Source organism: Pseudomonas marginalis, assembly GCF_008692035.1.
Taxonomy (GTDB): domain Bacteria; phylum Pseudomonadota; class Gammaproteobacteria; order Pseudomonadales; family Pseudomonadaceae; genus Aquipseudomonas; species Aquipseudomonas marginalis.
Map to the genome: position 1 here is coordinate 2,353,274 of NZ_VTFG01000001.1, position 17,147 is coordinate 2,370,420.

At 62.5% G+C, this 17,147-nt stretch carries 18 protein-coding genes and 1 riboswitch; of the genes, 5 read left to right on the plus strand and 13 right to left on the minus strand.

The features are described 5' to 3' along the window. Nucleotides 1–5 precede the first annotated feature (5 nt). The 6 genes from FX984_RS10965 to cobO are packed head-to-tail and all read right to left on the minus strand — an operon-like array spanning nucleotide 6 to nucleotide 5,945. Nucleotides 6–1,457, minus strand: a complete 1,452-nt coding sequence (locus FX984_RS10965) for a cobyric acid synthase (protein WP_146476721.1) — start codon at nucleotides 1,455–1,457, stop codon at nucleotides 6–8. After that, nucleotides 1,454–2,443, minus strand: coding sequence for a threonine-phosphate decarboxylase CobD (gene cobD, locus FX984_RS10970; RefSeq protein WP_092355243.1), 990 nt, complete (start codon nucleotides 2,441–2,443; stop codon nucleotides 1,454–1,456). The genes FX984_RS10965 and cobD overlap by 4 nt, the downstream gene beginning before the upstream one ends. Next, the gene (gene cbiB, locus FX984_RS10975; RefSeq protein WP_146476722.1) at nucleotides 2,436–3,344 is read right to left on the minus strand and encodes an adenosylcobinamide-phosphate synthase CbiB; all 909 of its coding nucleotides are present in this window, start codon (nucleotides 3,342–3,344) and stop codon (nucleotides 2,436–2,438) included. The genes cobD and cbiB overlap by 8 nt, the downstream gene beginning before the upstream one ends. Continuing rightward, nucleotides 3,341–3,991, minus strand: a complete 651-nt coding sequence (gene bluB, locus FX984_RS10980) for a 5,6-dimethylbenzimidazole synthase (protein ID WP_092355249.1) — start codon at nucleotides 3,989–3,991, stop codon at nucleotides 3,341–3,343. Before bluB ends, cbiB begins: the two co-directional genes overlap by 4 nt. Then, nucleotides 3,988–5,337, minus strand: coding sequence for a cobyrinic acid a,c-diamide synthase CobB (locus tag FX984_RS10985; RefSeq protein WP_146476723.1), 1,350 nt, complete (start codon nucleotides 5,335–5,337; stop codon nucleotides 3,988–3,990). Before FX984_RS10985 ends, bluB begins: the two co-directional genes overlap by 4 nt. Then, on the minus strand, nucleotides 5,334–5,945 hold the full coding sequence (gene cobO / locus FX984_RS10990) for a cob(I)yrinic acid a,c-diamide adenosyltransferase (protein ID WP_027603802.1): 612 nt from the start codon (nucleotides 5,943–5,945) through the stop codon (nucleotides 5,334–5,336). The genes FX984_RS10985 and cobO overlap by 4 nt, the downstream gene beginning before the upstream one ends. Before the next feature lie 73 nt (nucleotides 5,946–6,018). Then, nucleotides 6,019–6,275: riboswitch (cobalamin riboswitch) on the minus strand. A gap of 99 nt (nucleotides 6,276–6,374) precedes the next feature. Between cobO and FX984_RS10995 the strand changes: the two genes are divergently transcribed. Next, nucleotides 6,375–7,688, plus strand: coding sequence for a PQQ-dependent sugar dehydrogenase (locus FX984_RS10995; RefSeq protein WP_027603801.1), 1,314 nt, complete (start codon nucleotides 6,375–6,377; stop codon nucleotides 7,686–7,688). Between the two features lie 121 nt (nucleotides 7,689–7,809). Here the strand turns inward: FX984_RS10995 and FX984_RS11000 are convergent, their stop codons facing one another. The 5 genes from FX984_RS11000 to FX984_RS11020 all read right to left on the minus strand — a co-directional run bounded on the left by FX984_RS11000 (nucleotide 7,810) and on the right by FX984_RS11020 (nucleotide 12,394). After that, nucleotides 7,810–8,346, minus strand: a complete 537-nt coding sequence (locus tag FX984_RS11000; RefSeq protein ID WP_027603800.1) for a C40 family peptidase — start codon at nucleotides 8,344–8,346, stop codon at nucleotides 7,810–7,812. A 144-nt stretch (nucleotides 8,347–8,490) separates the two neighbouring features. After that, entirely contained in the window at nucleotides 8,491–9,120 is a 630-nt protein-coding gene (locus tag FX984_RS11005; protein ID WP_027603799.1) for a C40 family peptidase, read from the minus strand. Between the two features lie 209 nt (nucleotides 9,121–9,329). Then, complete coding sequence (gene hda / locus FX984_RS11010) at nucleotides 9,330–10,034, minus strand: DnaA regulatory inactivator Hda (RefSeq protein ID WP_027603798.1); 705 nt, start codon at nucleotides 10,032–10,034, stop codon at nucleotides 9,330–9,332. A gap of 203 nt (nucleotides 10,035–10,237) precedes the next feature. Next, a complete protein-coding gene (locus tag FX984_RS11015; protein WP_027603797.1) occupies nucleotides 10,238–11,311 on the minus strand; it encodes an AI-2E family transporter in 1,074 nt (357 codons plus the stop codon). A gap of 42 nt (nucleotides 11,312–11,353) precedes the next feature. Continuing rightward, nucleotides 11,354–12,394: a DUF2066 domain-containing protein gene (locus tag FX984_RS11020; protein WP_146476724.1), complete on the minus strand. Its 1,041-nt coding sequence runs from the start codon at nucleotides 12,392–12,394 to the stop codon at nucleotides 11,354–11,356. 357 nt (nucleotides 12,395–12,751) lie between these two features. On the opposite strand from FX984_RS11020, the gene purM reads away from it, so the two are divergent. The 4 genes from purM to FX984_RS11040 all read left to right on the plus strand — a co-directional run bounded on the left by purM (nucleotide 12,752) and on the right by FX984_RS11040 (nucleotide 15,577). Then, nucleotides 12,752–13,810 carry a phosphoribosylformylglycinamidine cyclo-ligase gene (gene purM, locus FX984_RS11025; protein ID WP_014719398.1) on the plus strand — a complete coding sequence of 353 codons (1,059 nt, stop codon included), beginning with the start codon at nucleotides 12,752–12,754 and terminating at the stop codon, nucleotides 13,808–13,810. After that, nucleotides 13,810–14,460 carry a phosphoribosylglycinamide formyltransferase gene (purN, locus tag FX984_RS11030; RefSeq protein WP_027603795.1) on the plus strand — a complete coding sequence of 217 codons (651 nt, stop codon included), beginning with the start codon at nucleotides 13,810–13,812 and terminating at the stop codon, nucleotides 14,458–14,460. The genes purM and purN overlap by 1 nt, the downstream gene beginning before the upstream one ends. A gap of 8 nt (nucleotides 14,461–14,468) precedes the next feature. Beyond that, a complete protein-coding gene (locus tag FX984_RS11035; protein ID WP_027603794.1) occupies nucleotides 14,469–15,182 on the plus strand; it encodes a DUF3108 domain-containing protein in 714 nt (237 codons plus the stop codon). A gap of 206 nt (nucleotides 15,183–15,388) precedes the next feature. Further along, nucleotides 15,389–15,577, plus strand: a complete 189-nt coding sequence (locus FX984_RS11040) for a hypothetical protein (RefSeq protein ID WP_027603793.1) — start codon at nucleotides 15,389–15,391, stop codon at nucleotides 15,575–15,577. Nucleotides 15,578–15,728: 151 nt separating this feature from the next. On the opposite strand, the gene FX984_RS11045 is transcribed toward FX984_RS11040, so the two are convergent. Both FX984_RS11045 and mazG read right to left on the minus strand, forming a co-directional pair. Then, nucleotides 15,729–16,274, minus strand: coding sequence for a DUF2058 domain-containing protein (locus FX984_RS11045; RefSeq protein ID WP_010208656.1), 546 nt, complete (start codon nucleotides 16,272–16,274; stop codon nucleotides 15,729–15,731). A 25-nt stretch (nucleotides 16,275–16,299) separates the two neighbouring features. Next, complete coding sequence (gene mazG / locus FX984_RS11050; RefSeq protein WP_108573761.1) at nucleotides 16,300–17,133, minus strand: nucleoside triphosphate pyrophosphohydrolase; 834 nt, start codon at nucleotides 17,131–17,133, stop codon at nucleotides 16,300–16,302. Nucleotides 17,134–17,147: the final 14 nt, after the last annotated feature.

Genomic DNA, 17,147 nt, shown 5'->3' on the forward strand with positions numbered 1-17,147 from the left:
CACCCTTAAACCCCACACAGTTTGCGCAACAAATCGGTATCCAAGTGGTTCTCCACCAGATCCGCCAGGCGCTCGATATCGCGCTCGCGCAGGGCGTGATAATCCACCTCCTGCACATCCTGCAACCCGGCCCAACGCAGCAACGCACCGCAGGCCGCCGGGGTCTCGAACACGCCATGCAGATACGTGCCGAGAATCTGCCCGTCAGCACTGTGCGCGCCGTCACGGCGACCGTCCTCCAGCAGCACGGCGGCGTTCTCCAGGGCAACGCCGCATGTCACGCCGGCATGGATCTCATAGCCACTGACCTCGGCGTCCTCCAGCAACAAACGCCCGCGTACATTACGCAACTGTTTCTCGGCTTCCAGGGTGGTACTGAACGCCAGCAGCCCCAAGCCGTCGCTGGAACCGGCCGGCCCTTCCAGGCCCAATGGGTCGTGCACCTGCTCACCGAGCATCTGCAAACCGCCGCAAATCCCCAGCACCTTGCCGCCGTAGCGCAAGTGACGCGCCACGGCGGTGTCCCAGCCATGGGCACGCAGGTACGCGAGGTCGCTGCGCACGCTTTTCGAGCCCGGCAGGATGACCAGGTCGGCGGCCGGAATCGGCTGGCCCGGCCCGATGAACTGCAAATCCACTTGGGGATGCAGGCGCAGCGGATCGAAATCCGTGTGGTTGCTGATGCGCGGCAACACCGGCACCACCACCTTGAGCACCTGCGCCGCCTTGTCGATCTGACGTTGGTCGATGCCGTCCTCGGCTTCCAGGTGCAGGTCCATCACGTAGGGCAATACGCCGACCACCGGTTTGCCGGTGCGTGCCTCCAACCAGTCCAGGCCCGGTTGCAGCAGTGCGATGTCGCCGCGAAAGCGGTTGATGATGAAGCCCTTGACCCGCGCCTGTTCGCTGGGAGAGAGCAATTCCAGGGTGCCGACCAGATGGGCGAACACCCCGCCGCGATTGATGTCGGCAATCAGCAGCACCGGGCAGTCGACGGCCTCGGCGAAGCCCATGTTGGCGATGTCATTGGCGCGCAGGTTGATCTCCGCCGGGGAGCCTGCGCCTTCCACCATCACCACCGGGTAGGCTTCGCTCAACCGTGCGTGGGAAGCCAGCACCGCCTGCATCGCGATGGCTTTGTAATCGTGATAGGCCACCGCGTTCATGCTGGTCACGGCGCGGCCATGGATGATCACCTGGGAGCCGGTGTCGCTGTTGGGCTTGAGCAGCACCGGGTTCATGTCGGTGTGGGGCGCCAGGTTGGCCGCCTGGGCCTGCACCGCCTGGGCGCGGCCGATCTCGCCGCCTTCGGCTGTCACGGCGCTGTTGAGCGCCATGTTCTGCGGCTTGAACGGCACCACGGCAATGCCCTGGCGTACCAGCCAGCGGCACAACGCAGTCACCAGGGTACTTTTACCGGCATCGGAGGTGGTGCCTTGCACCATCAGCGTCGTCATGAGGCGTCCTTGTAGGCCGCCAGCGCTTCGTCAAGGCGCAGCCAGTCGGCCTCGGTGTCGGGCAGGCCAAACCGTACGCTGCTGTTGTGCACAAACAGGCGCAGCAAGATGCCGCGCTGGGCCATGAATTCGTGCATGCGTTCGGCGTGCGGGGTGATCAGCCATTGGAACAACGCGCAGCCGCCCTGGGGTTGAAAGCCACGGCGTTCGAGCAGTTCAAACAAACGCTGGCCGGCCTCGATGCAGCGTGCCCGCTGCCGCGCATGGCCGGCGGTATCGCGCAGGCACACTTGGCCCAGCACCCGCGTCGGCCCGCTGACGGCCCAGGGCCCGACCTGTTCGGCCAGCAACTTGAGCAGCCTGCGCTCGGCCAGCACAAAGCCCAGGCGCACCCCGGCCAGGCCGAAAAACTTGCCGAACGAACGCAGCACAATCAGGCCGACCTGATGGGCCTGGCTCGCCAGGCTCAACTGCGGGGTGACATCCATGAACGCTTCGTCCACCACCAGCCAGCCGCCGCGCTGGGCCAGCCTTGTGTGCCAATCCAGCAGGCGTTGCGGGGCCAGGCTCAGTCCGGTGGGGTTATTGGGATTGACCACCACCAGCACGTCGAGGACGTCGAGGAAGAAGTCGACTTCCTGCTCCTGCACTTCACGCACCACGTAGCCGGCACGCCGCCAGGCCTCGGCATGTTCGGCGTAGCACGGCGACAGCACGCCGACCTTGCCGGCACGGCGCAGGCGCGGCAGCAACTGAATCGCCGCCTGGGAGCCGGGCACCGGCAGGACATGCGCGGCGCCGTAATACTCGCTGGCCGCCTGTTCCAGGCCGTCGTCCGATTCCGGCAAGCGCGCCCAGGCCCGCAGCGGAATCTCCGGGATCGGCCATGGCCAGGGTGCGAGGCCGCTGGACAGGTCCAGCCAATCGGCCTCGGCAATCCCGTACTGAATCGCTGCCTTGCGCAGCCGGCCACCGTGCTCAAGCATAAAATTGCCCCCCCACGCAGAGAATCAGCAACCACAACCATACGCCGCGCTGCACCAGTTGCCAGCCGCGGTCGATAGAGTCGGCATCCGCCGCCGGACCTTCGCCCAGTGGCGGACGCTGGTGCACCTGGCCGTGGTAAATCGCGGCACCGCCCAGCTCAACGCCCAACGCGCCCGCGCCGGATGCCATCACCGGCCCGGCATTGGGGCTGTCCCAGGTCGGCCCCTGGGTGCGCCAGCATTTGAGGGCCAGGCGGGTTTTGCCCAGCACGGCGTAGGTCAAGGCCACCAGGCGTGCAGGCACATAGTTGAGTACATCGTCGATCTTGGCCGCGGCCCAACCGAAACGCTCGAAGCGTTCGTTGCGATAGCCCCACATGGCGTCGAGCGTATTGCTCAGGCGGTAGAGCACCACGCCCGGCACGCCGGCGACGACAAACCAGAACAGCGCGGCAAACACCGCATCGCTGCCGTTTTCCAGCACCGATTCGGTGGCGGCACGGGCGACTTCGGTACGGTCCAGTTCACTGGTCTGGCGGCTGACCAGGTAGCTCACCCGTGTGCGGGCCGCGTCGAGGTCATCGCTGCGCAGGGCCTGGGCCACCGGGATCACATGCTCGCCGAGGCTGCGCATGCCGAGGGCGCAGTACAACGCGAGGATCTCCAGGACCCAGCCGATATACGGCGCCCACGACAACGCGGTGGCCAGCAGGGTCAACGGCACCACGGCGATAACCCATGCGGTCACGCCATGGCTGCGCCAGCCCCGGCCACCGCTGTTGAAACGCTGCTCGATGCGCCCGGCAAAATTGCCGAACGCCACCAGCGGATGCCAGCGCCTGGGCTCGCCCAGCAGCGCATCCAGCGCCACTGCTGCGACACACAGCAAGGCCACAGTCATTGACTCACTCCCCACGCGTTTTCATACACCATGTCACTCAACGGCCGAGGCTCGGTCCAGCCTTCGAGCTGCAACATCGGTGCCGGGTAAAACTCCGTCACCGGCCCCAGGCACAAGACCGCCAGGGGTTTTGCGCCAGGCGGCAGGCCCAGCAGGTCGGCCAGGGCCTGGGGGTCGAACAGCGAGACCCAGCCCATGCCCAACCCCTCGACCCGCGCCGCCAGCCACAGGTTCTGGATCGCACAGGACAGCGACGCCAGGTCCATCTCCGGCAAGGTGCGCCGCCCGAAGATGTGGCGCTCGCGATCATCCATCAACGCCGCCACCAGCACTTCGGCGCAGTCGTGGATGCCTTCGACCTTGAGCTTCATGAACGCATCGGAGCGCTCGCCCAACGCCTCGGCGGTGCGCACGCGTTCTTCTTCCACCAACTGTTGAATCCGGCTGCGCAATGCGCGGTCGCTGATGCGGATAAACCGCCAAGGCTGCATCAGGCCGACACTGGGGGCCTGGTGCGCGGCCTGGAGCAGGCGATGCAGCAATTCGGGCGCGACACTGCCGCCGCTGAAGTGGCGCATGTCGCGGCGTTCGGCGATGGCGCGGTAGACGGCGTCGCGGTCGGCCTGGGGGAAAGCGTTGTCGGTCATGGCCCTATCGGGGGCAAGCCCCCTCCCACAGTGGATGGGGTTTCAGCTCGGTCCGGGGCAAACAACGCGGCTACCGCCGTCGGATTCGACGGGAAATAAAAGTGCACGTAAGAGGCCGTCATCCGCCCCTGCCGGAACACCGCTTCGGCACCGCGCCCACCGTTCGGGCTCAGGCCACGGGCAATCGGCTGGCACTCGGTGCTGGTCAGGGAATGGTGGTACGTGTGCCCGCGCAGCACGCCTTCCGGCAATTCGACGCTTTGCAGGGCCAGGGCCGCGAGTTTCTTTTGCATCACCGCATCGCCTTGCAGCAGGCCGACCAGTTCGGCGCGGGTGCCGTCGACATCGGTGAGCGAATCCAGCAGGTAGAGCATGCCGCCACACTCGGCGAGCAAGGGTTTTCCGGCGGCATGGTGGTTACGAATGGCGTCAAGCATCGGCGTGTTTTGCGACAGAGCCTGGTGGTGCAATTCCGGGTAACCGCCGGGCAAGTACAGGCTGTCAGCCTCGGGCAGTTGGCAATCATGGATCGGCGAGAAAAACGTCAGTTCGGCCCCCATCGCCCGCAGCAGGTCGAGGCTGGCGCCATAGGTGAAGGCGAAGGCTTCGTCACGGGCCACCGCAATGCGCACACCGGCCAGCAACGGCTCGGCCTCGATCACTTCCGGCGCGGCGAAGGTCACCGGTGGCGGCAATGCGACTTCGCAGCTGCTGCCCAGGGCCTGGGCGGCGGCGTCCAGGCGCATGTCGAGGTCATTCAGCTCGCTGGCCTGCACCAGGCCCAAATGGCGGCTGGGCAGTTCGATCCCGGTTTCGCGGGACAGGGCGCCATACCAGCGCAAGCCTTCGGTGAGGCTGCCTTCCAGCAACTGCGCATGGCGCAGGGTACCGACGCGGTTGGCCAGTACCCCGGCAAACGGCAGGTCCGGCTGATAACGCGCCAGGCCCAGGGCCAGGGCGCCAAAGGTCTGGGCCATGGCGGTGCCGTCGATCACACCGAGCACCGGCACGCCGAAATGCCGCGCCAGGTCGGCGCTGGACGGTGTGCCATCGAACAGGCCCATCACGCCTTCAATCAGGATCAGGTCGGCCTCACCCGCCGCTTCCCACAGCAGCCGACGACTTTCCTGCTCGCCCACCATCCACATGTCCAATTGATACACCGGCGCACCGCTGGCGCGCTCGTGGATCATCGGGTCCAGGAAATCCGGGCCGCATTTGAACACGCGTACCCTGCGCCCCAGGTTGCGGTGCAAACGGGCCAGCGCGGCGGTGACGGTGGTTTTGCCCTGGCCGGACGCCGGTGCGGCGATCAGGACGGCCGGGCAATGACGGGGCTGATTCAAAGTTCGACGCCCTTCTGTGCCTTGATCCCGGCCTGGAACGCGTGCTTGAGCATGCCCATTTCAGTGACGGTGTCGCCCATTTCGATCAGTTCAGGCTTGGCGCCACGGCCGGTGACGACCACGTGCTGCATCGGCGGACGCGCTTGCAGGTCGCTGAGGACCTGGTCCAAGTCGAGGTAACCATGCTTGAGGGCGATGTTCAGCTCATCCAGCACCACCAGGCCGATGGTGGGGTCTTGCAGCAGCTCACGGGACACGGCCCAGGCGGCTTCGGCGGCGGCGATATCGCGCTGGCGGTCCTGGGTCTCCCAGGTGAAGCCTTCGCCCATCACGTGGAAACGCACTTGCTCGGGGAAGCGGCGGAAGAACAACTCCTCACCGGTGCTGTTGCGCCCCTTGATGAACTGCACCACACCGCACTGCATGCCGTGGCCCATGGCGCGCGCGAGCATGCCGAATGCCGAGCTGCTCTTGCCTTTGCCGTTGCCGGTCAGCACCAGCAGCAAGCCGCACTCATTGGGGGAATTGGCGATGCGCTCGTCGATCACGGCTTTTTTGCGCAGCATGCGCGCCAGGTGGCGTTCGTCGCGGTCGGGGGTATCGGTCATGGCAGCTCTCCATTGGGGCTGGACAAAAACGGCAGGCAGGAAAAAACAGACAGCCAAGCATCGCCCACCGTGATGCTGTTGGATGATCCAGGCCGGTCTCCGGGCTCATGAGTGGTGCGCTGGCTCATCGACAGAGCGAACACGCCGACGGCGCGCCTTCCCATATCGCGGGCGATACAGTGGCAAAAGGCACCGTCTTGACTCATTTACCGTTGCGGGGGCAGCGCCGGAATCGCGGCAGCACTGTGTACAAGTGCGCTCGCTCACCGGCTTCCCTGTTTCACTCGGTCGACCCATGGGTCACAGAGCACCTGGAACAAGCCGCGAAGGTTAGTGGGTTGGGGGTGGAGCGTCAATTAAAGCTGGCCTAGCACTTGAACCATCGCACCAGCGCCCTCCTCTACCCTTACAGGTATCAAGGAGAACACCATGCATAAAACCAGACTCGCCCTGCTCATCATGCTCGCCGGCACCCTCGCCGCCTGCGGTGAAAGCTCCACCCTGCAGGTGTCCGACGGCACCGGGCCGTCGCCGCAGCTACCGGAGCCGAACAAAACCCTGATTCCCACCGTGAACATCGCCCCGGCTATCGGCTGGCCGGAGGGCGTGAAGCCAACGGCAGCGGCCGGCACCCAAGTGGCGGCGTTCGCCGAAGGCCTGGATCACCCGCGCTGGCTGTATGTATTGCCCAATGGCGATGTGCTGGTGGCAGAAACCAATGCGCCGCCCAAGCCGGATGATTCCAAGGGCATTCGCGGCTGGGTCATGGAGAAGGTCATGGGCCGCGCCGGTGCCGGTGTACCGAGCCCCAATCGCATTACCCTGCTGCGCGACGCCGATCACGATGGTGTTGCCGAGACCCGTACGGTGTTCCTGGAAAACCTCAACTCGCCCTTCGGTATGACACTGGTCGGCAATGACCTGTACGTCGCCGATTCGGACAAGCTGCTGCGCTTCCCCTATCAAGCGGGCGAAACCGCGATCAAGGCAGCTGGCACCAAGGTGGTCGACCTGCCTGGCGGCCCCCTGAATCATCACTGGACCAAGAACGTGATCGCCAGCAAGGACGGCAGCAAGCTGTACGTGAGCGTCGGCTCCAACAGCAACGTCGGTGAGAACGGTCTTGAGGCGGAACAGGGCCGGGCGGCTATCTGGGAAGTGGATCGCGCCAGCGGCCAGCAGCGCATTTTCGCTTCCGGCCTGCGCAACCCTAACGGCATGGCCTGGGAACCCCAGAGCGGCAAGCTATGGACCGCGGTAAACGAGCGCGACGAGATCGGCAGCGACCTGGTGCCGGACTACATCACCTCGGTCAAGGATGGCGGGTTCTATGGCTGGCCCTTCAGCTATTACGGCCAGCATGTGGATGTGCGCGTCACACCGCAGAACCTGGACCTGGTGGCCAAGGCAATCGTGCCGGACTATGCGGTAGGGCCGCACACCGCGTCTTTGGGCCTGACGTTCGCCGAGGGCAGCAAACTCCCGGCGCCGTTCAGCAACGGCGCGTTCATCGGCCAGCATGGCTCGTGGAACCGCAAGCCCCACAGTGGCTACAAGGTGATCTTCGTGCCGTTCGAGGCAGGCCAGCCTAAAGGGCAGCCCGTGGATGTGCTGACCGGGTTTCTCGATAAAGATGAGAACGCCATGGGCCGGCCGGTGGGCGTGGTGATCGATCAGCAAGGGGATTTGCTGGTGGCGGATGATGTGGGGAATAAGGTGTGGCGGGTGTCGGCCGCTAAATAAACGCCCCAGAAGCATCACAAAACCAATGTGGGAGGGTGCTTGCTCCCGATAGCAGTGGGTCAGGCACAGATACTGTGACTGATACTTCGCTATCGGGGGCAAGCCCCCTCCCACATTTGGTTCAGGGATTACGTGCCAGGTTTGCTGGCAACACACGCTTGGCGCTCAGATAGGCATTCTGCCAATACGCCTTGGACAAGGTGTCCAGCTTGACCGTACCGCCGGTCTGCGGCGCGTGCACAAAGCGGCCTTCGCCCACATAGATGCCGGCGTGGCTGACCTGGGAACCGCCACCGGTGGCAAAGAACAGCAGGTCGCCGGTCTGCAGGTTCTGCTCGCTGACGTCCTGGGCGCGCATCACGATCAGCTCGCGGGTGGTGCGCGGCAGGGAGATGCCGGCGGCATCGCGGAAGACGAAGCCGATCAGGCCACTGCAATCGAAACCCGAGTCCGGCGTGTTGCCGCCCCAACGGTAAGGCGTGCCGACCAGGCCCAGTGCACGAAAGAGTACATCTTCGGCCGCAGGCGAGAAATTCTGGGTGGAATAGTTGAATACCGGCTTGGGCTTGACCGCAACGGGAGCGGGTGGCGGCCGGCTGGCGCAGGCGCTGATAAGCGCGGCGCAGAGGATAAGGAGCAGGCGGGCTGAGGTCGACATGTGCAGAACAATCCTGGTCTGGATGCGGCTATCGCTGCCGAACGCTGAAAACCAGAACGCGCAAGCAAAGCTCGCGCGAACGGATTACAACAATGTCCAGGGATTCTAGCGCTTACACGTCAAACTTCAAGTATCACTTTAAGTTTACTTACTGGCGGTAACCGTAGTCGGGGCCATGGCGAGTGCGCGCTTGGCTTCGATGAAGGTTTTGCTCCAGTAGCTGTCACCCAGGCTGTCGACTCGAACACCACCACTGCGACGGCTGCTGGAGTGGATAAACTGGTTATCGCCCAGGTAGATACCGGCATGGCTTACGCGACCACGGCCCGCAGTACTGAAGAAAAGCAGATCACCGGGCTTGAGGTTGTTGCGCGCGACCAACGGTGCTTTCACGTTGATCATTTCGCGAGTGGAGCGTGGCAGGTTCATGCCAGCTTCTTCACGAAACAGGTAGCCGATGAAACCGCTGCAGTCGAAACCGGCTTCAGAGGTACCGCCGAAACGGTAACGGGTACCGATCAGGGACATGCCGCGTTCGAGGATGCTGTCGGCCAGGACTGGAAGCTGGTAAGGCTTGTTGCCGGAGAAATCGGCCAGTTCCTTTTCGGTTGCCACCTCTTCTTCATAGACAGAAGCAGACTGTGCAGCAACGAATTTTGCCTGGGACTGTTGTTGAGGTTTTTGCTGCTCAACCACCTGTTGAGGGTGGGAGGCGCAACCAAACAACAGGGTAACGAGTGCGAGGGGCACGAGGGGTGCGAAGCGATTTAGCATGGGCACGACCGTGGCTGGTATGTAAAGAAGTCGAGACTATGCCTTCTATCACATCGATTTGCAAATTCAATCGTGATCTATGTGACTTCGCGATTGGACTATGACATCTAAGCCCTAATTCCATTTATCGGTTCACATGCGTAGCCAACGTGGCTTAAACGCAGGATTTCTGGCGCCTGGAAATTGCCGAACCCCGTAGATTCAACCGGTTACCAGCCCAACGTTTCCTTGAGAAAAGGGATCGTCAATTTTCGTTGAGCCTGCAGGGAGGCCTGATCGAGCTGCTCGAGCAAATCGAACAACGCGCTCATGCTGCGGGTGCCACGGGTGAGGATAAAGTGCCCGACCTCATCGGTGAGGTGCAGGCCGCGACGGGATGCGCGCAATTGCAGGGCCCGCAGTTTGTCTTCGTCGGAGAGTGGGCGCATCTGGAAGATCAGCGCCAGGGTCAGGCGCGACTTGAGGTCGGCCAGCTTGACCGGCAACTCCCGTGGCGAGGTGGAGGCCGCAATCAACAAGCGCCGGCCGCTGTCCCGCAGGCGGTTGAACAGATGGAACAGCGCCTCTTCCCAATCCGCCTTGCCGGCCACTGCCTGCAGATCGTCCAGGCACACCAGTTCGTATTGCTCAAGGTTGTCGAAGATCCCGATGCCGCGATCCATCAACTCGGCCAGGGGCAGGTAAACCGCCGGCTCGCCCATCTGCTCGAAACGCAGGCAAGCGGCCTGCAACAGGTGGGTACGCCCTACGCCGTGTTTACCCCACAGATAGATCAGGCTTTCGGTCCACCCGGCGTCGGCTTCGCAGAGCCGCTCGACATAGCCGAGTGCAGCGGCATTGGCGCCTGGGTAGTAATTGATAAAGGTAGCGTCATCACGCAGACGCACACCTAAGGGCAGCTGAATCGGTTTCATGCTGACTGAACGGCTCCCATCGAACCGTTAGTGGCCTCTGTGTAAAGTTTGCAAAGTTTATACCCGTGACGCCGGGCGCACAATGCAGCAGACCACAAGCAAAATCAAAGGTTTGCGTTAACTTGCCGGTTTTGAGCGGATTGTTTGACGCCATACCCCCATAAACAACAAACCCGGCCGAAGCCGGGTTTATGACGCAGCGGTTACAGGTCGGGGTCTTCGACCCCCGTATAGGCGTCGGAATCCTTGTACAGATCGTGCATATGACGCACCAGCACCATGATCACCGCCGCCACCGGCAGTGCCAGCAGAATGCCGGTAAAGCCGAACAGCTCGCCGCCCGCCAGGATCGCAAAGATCACCGCCACCGGGTGCAGGCCAATCCGGTCCCCCACCAGCAACGGTGTGAGCACCATACCTTCCAGGGCCTGGCCGACCATGAACACCGCGACAATCCCCAGCATCGGGTACAGGTCGCCGCCAAACTGGAACAGGCCAGCCACCAACGCCGCGCCGATCCCGATCACAAAGCCCATATACGGCACGATAGCGGCAAGGCCGGCGATCAGGCCGATCAACAGGCCCAGCTCCAGGCCGATGGCCATCAAGCCCGCCGCGTAGATGATCCCCAGTGCCAGCATCACCAGCAGCTGCCCGCGCACAAAGGCACCAAGCACCTCATGGCACTCGCCGGCCAGGGCCACGATGCGCTCTTCACGATTGCGCGGCAACAGGCTGCGGATCTTGGCCATCATGATGTCCCAATCGCGCAGCAGGTAGAACGCCACCACCGGGATCAGCACCAGGTTGGTCAGCCAGCCGATCAGCGCCAGGCTGGACGCGGTCGCCTGGCTGAGGATCACCCCCACAATATCAGTGGTCTGGCCCATGTGCTCGCTGATCGCCGCCTTGACCTTGTCGAACTTCCAGAAGCCATCCGACAGGCCCAACTTGGCCTGGGCCCACGGCATCGCCGTGTGCTGCAGCCAGTCGAGCATCTGCGGCGCCAGCTCATAGAGACGAAACAGTTGCTTGGCCAGCATCGGCACCAGCACCAGCACCAGCGCGGTGATGATCAACGTGAACAGTGCAAACACCGCAACCACGCCCAAGGTCCGCGACAGACCGGCTTTTTCCAGGCGATCCACCACGGGATCGAACAGATAGGCGAGCAGCAACGCAACCAGGAACGGCGTCAGGATCGAATGCAGCAGGAATACAAAAACGCACAGCAGGACGATCCCGCCAAGCCACACCCAACGACGCGTATCCGCCATAAACCACTCCATTATTTGCTTCTATCTATATAGGAAGAACTTTTACCAACGAAAATGCAGTTGCGCCTGGGGCGCAGGTGCCGCCGGCGGTTGTGTGCCATCGACCGCAGGCTGCTGCACCGGGGCCTCACCGGCAGGCACTTCCTGCAACCTGGCCAGGCTCAACTGGGTACGCAACTGATCGGCACTGCCGTTGACCCGATACACAATACGATTGCCATCCACCCATTGCGGCTGACCGCCAAACGGCTCAAGCAGGTGCCCCAGGGCCGCGTACCGCTCCAGGTTCATGCCCTGCACTTCCAGCAGTTGCTCGGTGCTCACACCCGGCTTGACCGCAAAGCGCGGCGCCAGTTTTTGGCTGACCGCCAGCATGACTGCATCGGCCAGCGCGCCCGTGTCGGCGCCTTGCGCGGTGCCCTGCTCGCTCTTGTCACCCAGCCACAGGCGCCATTTGGCCTGCCATTGATTGCCTTCCTGGCGTGCATGCACGGCCAGCAAGGCGTCGGCACCGTAGCGCTCGGACGCGGCGCGCAATGGCGTGGCATCGGCGCTTTCAAGATTCGGCGCGGTGGCGACCACCTGTTCATCCAGATCCCCCAGGGGCAGGCGCAATGGCAAGCCACGGTGCTGTGCCGCACGACGCAGCGCCTGGGCAGCGGCCTGGCCATCGCCGACCAGGCTGCTGCCTTCGGTGGAGTCGTTCAGCCACCAGCCGAGGATCGATGGCCGATTGCTGCCCCAGATCGACAGGCCGGCGTCGCGCAAGGCGCGATCGGTGCTGACCGGGTCGAAGTCCACTTGCAGGCTCTCGGGCGGGCCGGCGTCGTAACCGTATTGAGTGATGATTTGCTGCGGATCCTTGCGAATCGCCGCCAGGCCCGGGCCTTGTGCGGCCTTGGCATCGCCGGTGAGGCGGATCACCAGGGTCTCCACCGCGCGCTGGGTCGCCTGGTCGCGCTCTTGCGGCGATTGGCTGCTGACGGGTTCGAGTACCTGGTACAGGCCATTGAGGGTTTCGGCATGACTCGCCAGGCTGATCAACGACAAGCAGCCTACAAAAAAGACATTACACAGACGCATGGAAGATTCCCGAACGACAAATTTAGCGGCTGGAACAGACCGCGTGAAATCGGTGTAGCCAGGCTGTGACCACAGCGACAACTAAAACATTCACGGGGTCCCGGTAAGTTTTCGCCATGTCATTAACGACAGCGGTTTAAAGGCTATACCTTAATACGTGCCTGAACAGACCCGATCAGCATTTTTTTAACCGGCTTTTTTAAATCTATCTGCCCTGCCCGTCGGCCCGAGGATGGCCGCTGCCCCTCAAGCCTGATAAAATCGCGCGCCTTCGCAGACCGTCAACGGCTGGGCCTTTTACCAAAAGCGCCTGCCCGCTCGGTCGTTACCCCTGAATCCCCCCTAAAGGCCTGGATCATGAGCAAGCAACCCTCCCTGAGCTACAAGGACGCCGGTGTAGACATCGACGCCGGTGAAGCATTGGTCGAACGCATCAAGAGCGTTGCCAAGCGCACTGCGCGCCCCGAAGTCATGGGCGGCCTGGGCGGTTTTGGCGCCCTCTGCGAGATCCCGGCCGGCTACAAGCAGCCCGTATTGGTTTCCGGTACCGACGGTGTGGGCACCAAGCTGCGCCTGGCACTGAACCTGAACAAGCACGACAGCATCGGCATCGACCTGGTCGCCATGTGCGTCAACGACCTGGTGGTATGCGGTGCCGAGCCGTTGTTCTTCCTCGACTACTATGCCACCGGCAAGCTGAACGTCGAGACCGCCACCCAGGTGGTGACCGGCATCGGCGCCGGCTGCGAACTGTCGGGTTGCTCCCTGGTCGGCGGCGAAACCGCTGAAATGCCAGGCATGTACGAAGGCGAAGACTACGACCTGGCCGGCTTCTGCGTCGGCGTGGTGGAAAAAGCCGAGATCATCGACGGCTCCAAAGTGGCTGCCGGCGACGCCCTGCTCGCCCTGCCATCCTCCGGCCCGCACTCCAACGGCTACTCCCTGATCCGCAAGATCATCGAAGTGTCCGGTGCCGACATCGAGAACATCCAGCTCGACGGCAAGCCGCTGACCGACCTGCTGATGGCCCCGACCCGCATCTACGTCAAGCCACTGCTCAAGCTGATCAAGGACACCGGCGCGGTCAAGGCCATGGCCCACATCACCGGCGGCGGCCTGCTGGACAACATCCCGCGCGTACTGCCAAAAGGCGCCCAGGCGATCGTCGACGTGGCCAGCTGGCAGCGTCCTGCGGTATTCGACTGGCTGCAGGAAAAAGGCAACGTCAATGAAACCGAAATGCACCGCGTGCTGAACTGCGGCGTGGGCATGGTGATCTGCGTGGCGCAGGAACACGTTGAAACCGCGCTGAACGTATTGCGTGAAGCCGGCGAGCAGCCTTGGGTCATCGGCCAGATCGCCACCGCTGCCGAAGGCGCGGCTCAGGTTGAACTGAAGAACCTCAAGGCTCACTGATGCCTCGGACCTGTGATGTCGTGGTGCTGCTTTCCGGCACCGGCAGTAACTTGCAGGCCCTGATCGACAGCACGCGCACCGGCGACAGCCCGGTGCGCATCGCTGCGGTGATCTCCAACCGCAGCGACGCCTACGGCCTGCAACGCGCCAGGGACGCGGGTATCGAAACCCGCTCGCTGGATCACAAGGCTTTCGAAGGCCGCGAGGCCTTCGACAGCGCCCTGGTCGAACTGATCGACGCCTTCAACCCCCAACTCGTGGTACTGGCCGGTTTCATGCGCATTCTCAGCGCTGGCTTCGTGCGGCACTACGAAGGGCGCCTGCTGAATATCCACCCTTCCCTGCTGCCCAAATACAAAGGCATGCACACGCACCAGCGCGCGCTGGATGCCGGTGACAACGAGCATGGCTGCAGTGTGCACTTCGTCACCGAGGAACTCGATGGCGGGCCTCTGGTCGTACAGGCAGTGGTTCCGGTAGAGTCTGACGACTCGGCGCAGACCCTTGCGCAACGGGTGCATACCCAGGAACACAGGATTTACCCGCTGGCTGTGCGCTGGTTTGCCGAGGGGCGGTTGATTCTTGGTGACCAGGGTGCATTATTGGACGGTCAGTTACTTGCGGCCAGCGGCCACTTGATTCGAACCTAGGAGATTTTATGCGTCGCGCCTTGCTCTTCGCTTTTGCGCTGTTCGCCTTGCCTGCCGTGCAAGCGGCAGATCTACACCCGTTCTCCGCCAGCTACACCGCCGACTGGAAACAGTTGCCCATGAGTGGTTCGGCAGAACGCAGCCTGACCAAGAACGGCGACGGCACCTGGACCTTGAACTTCAAGGCTTCCATGATGATCGCCAGCCTGACCGAAACCAGCGTGATCCTGTTCGACAAGGACACCCTGCAACCGAAGAGCTACGCCTTCGAACGCGGCGGCCTGGGCAAGACCAAGAAGATCAACCTGGACTTCGACCCGTCGACCAAGAAAGTCACGGGTTTTGAAAACAAAGACCCGGTCAATGTGCCCCTGCAAAGCGGCATGCTCGACAAGTCGACCTACCAGTTGGCCTTGCAGCGCGACGTGGCAGCCGGCAAGAAAAGCATGAGCTACAACGTGGTTGAAGGCACCGACGTCGACACCTACGACTTCCGCGTGATCGGCCCGGAAAAGGTCCAGACCAAGGTCGGCAGCATTGACGCGATCAAGGTCGAGCGCGTACGCGACCCGACTCAAAGCAAGCGCATCACCCAGATGTGGTTCGCCAAGGACCTGGGTGGCATCCTGGTAGCCCTGCGTCAGGTGGAAACCGACGGCAAGGAATACAACATCATGTTGCAAGACGGTACCGTTGACGGCAAAGCCATCAAGGGCAGCTGATTGGATTGATGAGCAGAGAAGAGCCTCGCTGAATGCGGGGCTTTTTTTCGTCTGGGGGTTTTGGGTTCAAGTGTCTGCCGTCATCGGGAGCCCAACATGAAACTTCTGTCATAAACCTCTAAAGCGGTTTACTTAGCAAGCTAACAAACCGTATAAAAAGACCTGCGACGACTTGCCGCATACCCACCAGAAATTGGAGCAAGCAGATGACTGTAAAAGTAACTGAACGCGACGACGAACATATGTCCCACGAAGCGCTGGGCCATGGGATTCACATCTGGGATGTCCACCAACAGGACCTGCTGGTCGGCATGTTTCATAACGAGAGCGACGCTCATAATTATAAAAACGAGCTCGAAGCCCTTGAGATGAAACGCCAGACGCAAAGCGCCTGAAACTTCGAAATCCTGTAGCCCCCCCAGCCCCACGCAGCTGGGGGGCCTATAAAACACAAACCCCGCCTTCTGAGCGGGGTTTGTGTGTTCTGGGGCTGCTTCGCAGCCCAACGCAGGGCACGCCTGCTCACCACAATTCGTTGCTACAGCCTTACCACATCAAATCATCCGGGATCTGGTAAGCGGCGTACGGATCATCCTCATCCGGCACCTGGCTTTCGGTGAGGATATTGAGCTGCACGATACGCTCCGGGGCGCGCTCCTGGATCTTCAGCGCGGCTTCACGGGGGATCACCTCGTAGCCGCCACCGTGATGCACGATGGCCAGGGAGCCGTTGCTCAGCTTGTTGCGCATCAAGGTGTTGACCGACAGGCGCTTGACCTTCTTGTCATCCACGAAGTTGTAGTAGTCCTCGGTCGTGAGCTTAGGCAGGCGCGAGGTCTCGATCAGTTGCTTGACCTGGGCCGTACGGGCCTTGGCCTCGGCTTTTTCCTGCTGCTGGCGGTTCAGCTCCTGGTCACGCTTGACCTTCTCGGCCTGCGCTTCGGCGGCCAGGCGCGCCTGGGTGTCATCGGCCTCGATCTGGCCCTTGTGGACCAGGCGCTGCTGTTTCTGTTTCTCTTTGCCGACCTGCTTGGCCTGCTTTTGGTTGACCAGACCTGCTTTGAGCAACTGGTCGCGAAGGGAAAGGCTCATGGTGCTTACTCACTTAGGCAACTGCTCAACCGCAGCTGGACACGTTCTTTTCCTGACGTTTGGCTTCGCCCCACAGGGCGTCCAACTCTTCGAGGGTGCAATCTTCTATGGGTTGGTGGGTGTCGCGCAATGCCTGTTCGATAAATCGGAAGCGTCGCTCGAACTTGGCATTGGCGCCACGCAGCGCGGTTTCCGGGTCGACCTTGAGGTGACGGGCCAGGTTGACCGCCGCGAACAGCAGGTCACCGACTTCATCGGCGATGGCCTCCGGGTCGTTGTCGGCCATGGCTTCGAGCACTTCGTCCAGCTCTTCGCGCACGTTATCCACCACCGGCAACGCCGATGGCCAGTCGAAGCCGACCTGGCTGGCGCGCTTCTGCAATTTGGCGGCCCGGGACAGGGACGGCAAGGCGCTGGGCACATCGTCCAGCAGGGACAGCTGCTCCGGCGCGTCGGATTTTTCCGCACGCTCCTCGGCCTTGATCTGCTCCCAACGCTCCTTGACCTGTTCTTCACTCAGTTGAGGAATATCCAGCGGCGCATACAGATCGCCGGTCGGGAACACATGGGGATGGCGGCGAATCAGCTTGCGGGTGATGCTGTCGATCACCCCGGCAAATTCGAAACGTCCCTCTTCCCGCGCCAGCTGGCTGTAATACACCACCTGGAACAACAGGTCGCCCAACTCCCCCTGCAGATGATCAAAGTCGCCGCGCTCGATGGCGTCGGCCACTTCGTAGGCCTCTTCCAGGGTGTGCGGGACAATGGTCGCGTAGGTTTGCTTGATGTCCCACGGGCACCCGTATTGCGGGTCCCGCAGGCGACTCATCAGGTGCAGCAGGTCTTCAAGTGAATACATCTTTCTGTGTCCGA

Bases quoted from the DNA above. Each gene is read 5' to 3' on its own strand.
- FX984_RS10965 (WP_146476721.1), bottom strand. From the start codon at position 1,457: ATGACGACGCTGATGGTGCAAGGCACCACCTCCGATGCCGGTAAAAGT.
- cobD (WP_092355243.1), bottom strand. From the start codon at position 2,443: ATGCTTGAGCACGGTGGCCGGCTGCGCAAGGCAGCGATTCAGTACGGG.
- cbiB (WP_146476722.1), bottom strand. From the start codon at position 3,344: ATGACTGTGGCCTTGCTGTGTGTCGCAGCAGTGGCGCTGGATGCGCTG.
- bluB (WP_092355249.1), bottom strand. From the start codon at position 3,991: ATGACCGACAACGCTTTCCCCCAGGCCGACCGCGACGCCGTCTACCGC.
- cobO (WP_027603802.1), bottom strand. From the start codon at position 5,945: ATGACCGATACCCCCGACCGCGACGAACGCCACCTGGCGCGCATGCTG.
- FX984_RS10995 (WP_027603801.1), top strand. From the start codon at position 6,375: ATGCATAAAACCAGACTCGCCCTGCTCATCATGCTCGCCGGCACCCTC.
- FX984_RS11000 (WP_027603800.1), bottom strand. From the start codon at position 8,346: ATGTCGACCTCAGCCCGCCTGCTCCTTATCCTCTGCGCCGCGCTTATC.
- FX984_RS11005 (WP_027603799.1), bottom strand. From the start codon at position 9,120: ATGCTAAATCGCTTCGCACCCCTCGTGCCCCTCGCACTCGTTACCCTG.
- hda (WP_027603798.1), bottom strand. From the start codon at position 10,034: ATGAAACCGATTCAGCTGCCCTTAGGTGTGCGTCTGCGTGATGACGCT.
- FX984_RS11015 (WP_027603797.1), bottom strand. From the start codon at position 11,311: ATGGCGGATACGCGTCGTTGGGTGTGGCTTGGCGGGATCGTCCTGCTG.
- FX984_RS11020 (WP_146476724.1), bottom strand. From the start codon at position 12,394: ATGCGTCTGTGTAATGTCTTTTTTGTAGGCTGCTTGTCGTTGATCAGC.
- purM (WP_014719398.1), top strand. From the start codon at position 12,752: ATGAGCAAGCAACCCTCCCTGAGCTACAAGGACGCCGGTGTAGACATC.
- purN (WP_027603795.1), top strand. From the start codon at position 13,810: ATGCCTCGGACCTGTGATGTCGTGGTGCTGCTTTCCGGCACCGGCAGT.
- FX984_RS11035 (WP_027603794.1), top strand. From the start codon at position 14,469: ATGCGTCGCGCCTTGCTCTTCGCTTTTGCGCTGTTCGCCTTGCCTGCC.
- FX984_RS11040 (WP_027603793.1), top strand. From the start codon at position 15,389: ATGACTGTAAAAGTAACTGAACGCGACGACGAACATATGTCCCACGAA.
- FX984_RS11045 (WP_010208656.1), bottom strand. From the start codon at position 16,274: ATGAGCCTTTCCCTTCGCGACCAGTTGCTCAAAGCAGGTCTGGTCAAC.
- mazG (WP_108573761.1), bottom strand. From the start codon at position 17,133: ATGTATTCACTTGAAGACCTGCTGCACCTGATGAGTCGCCTGCGGGAC.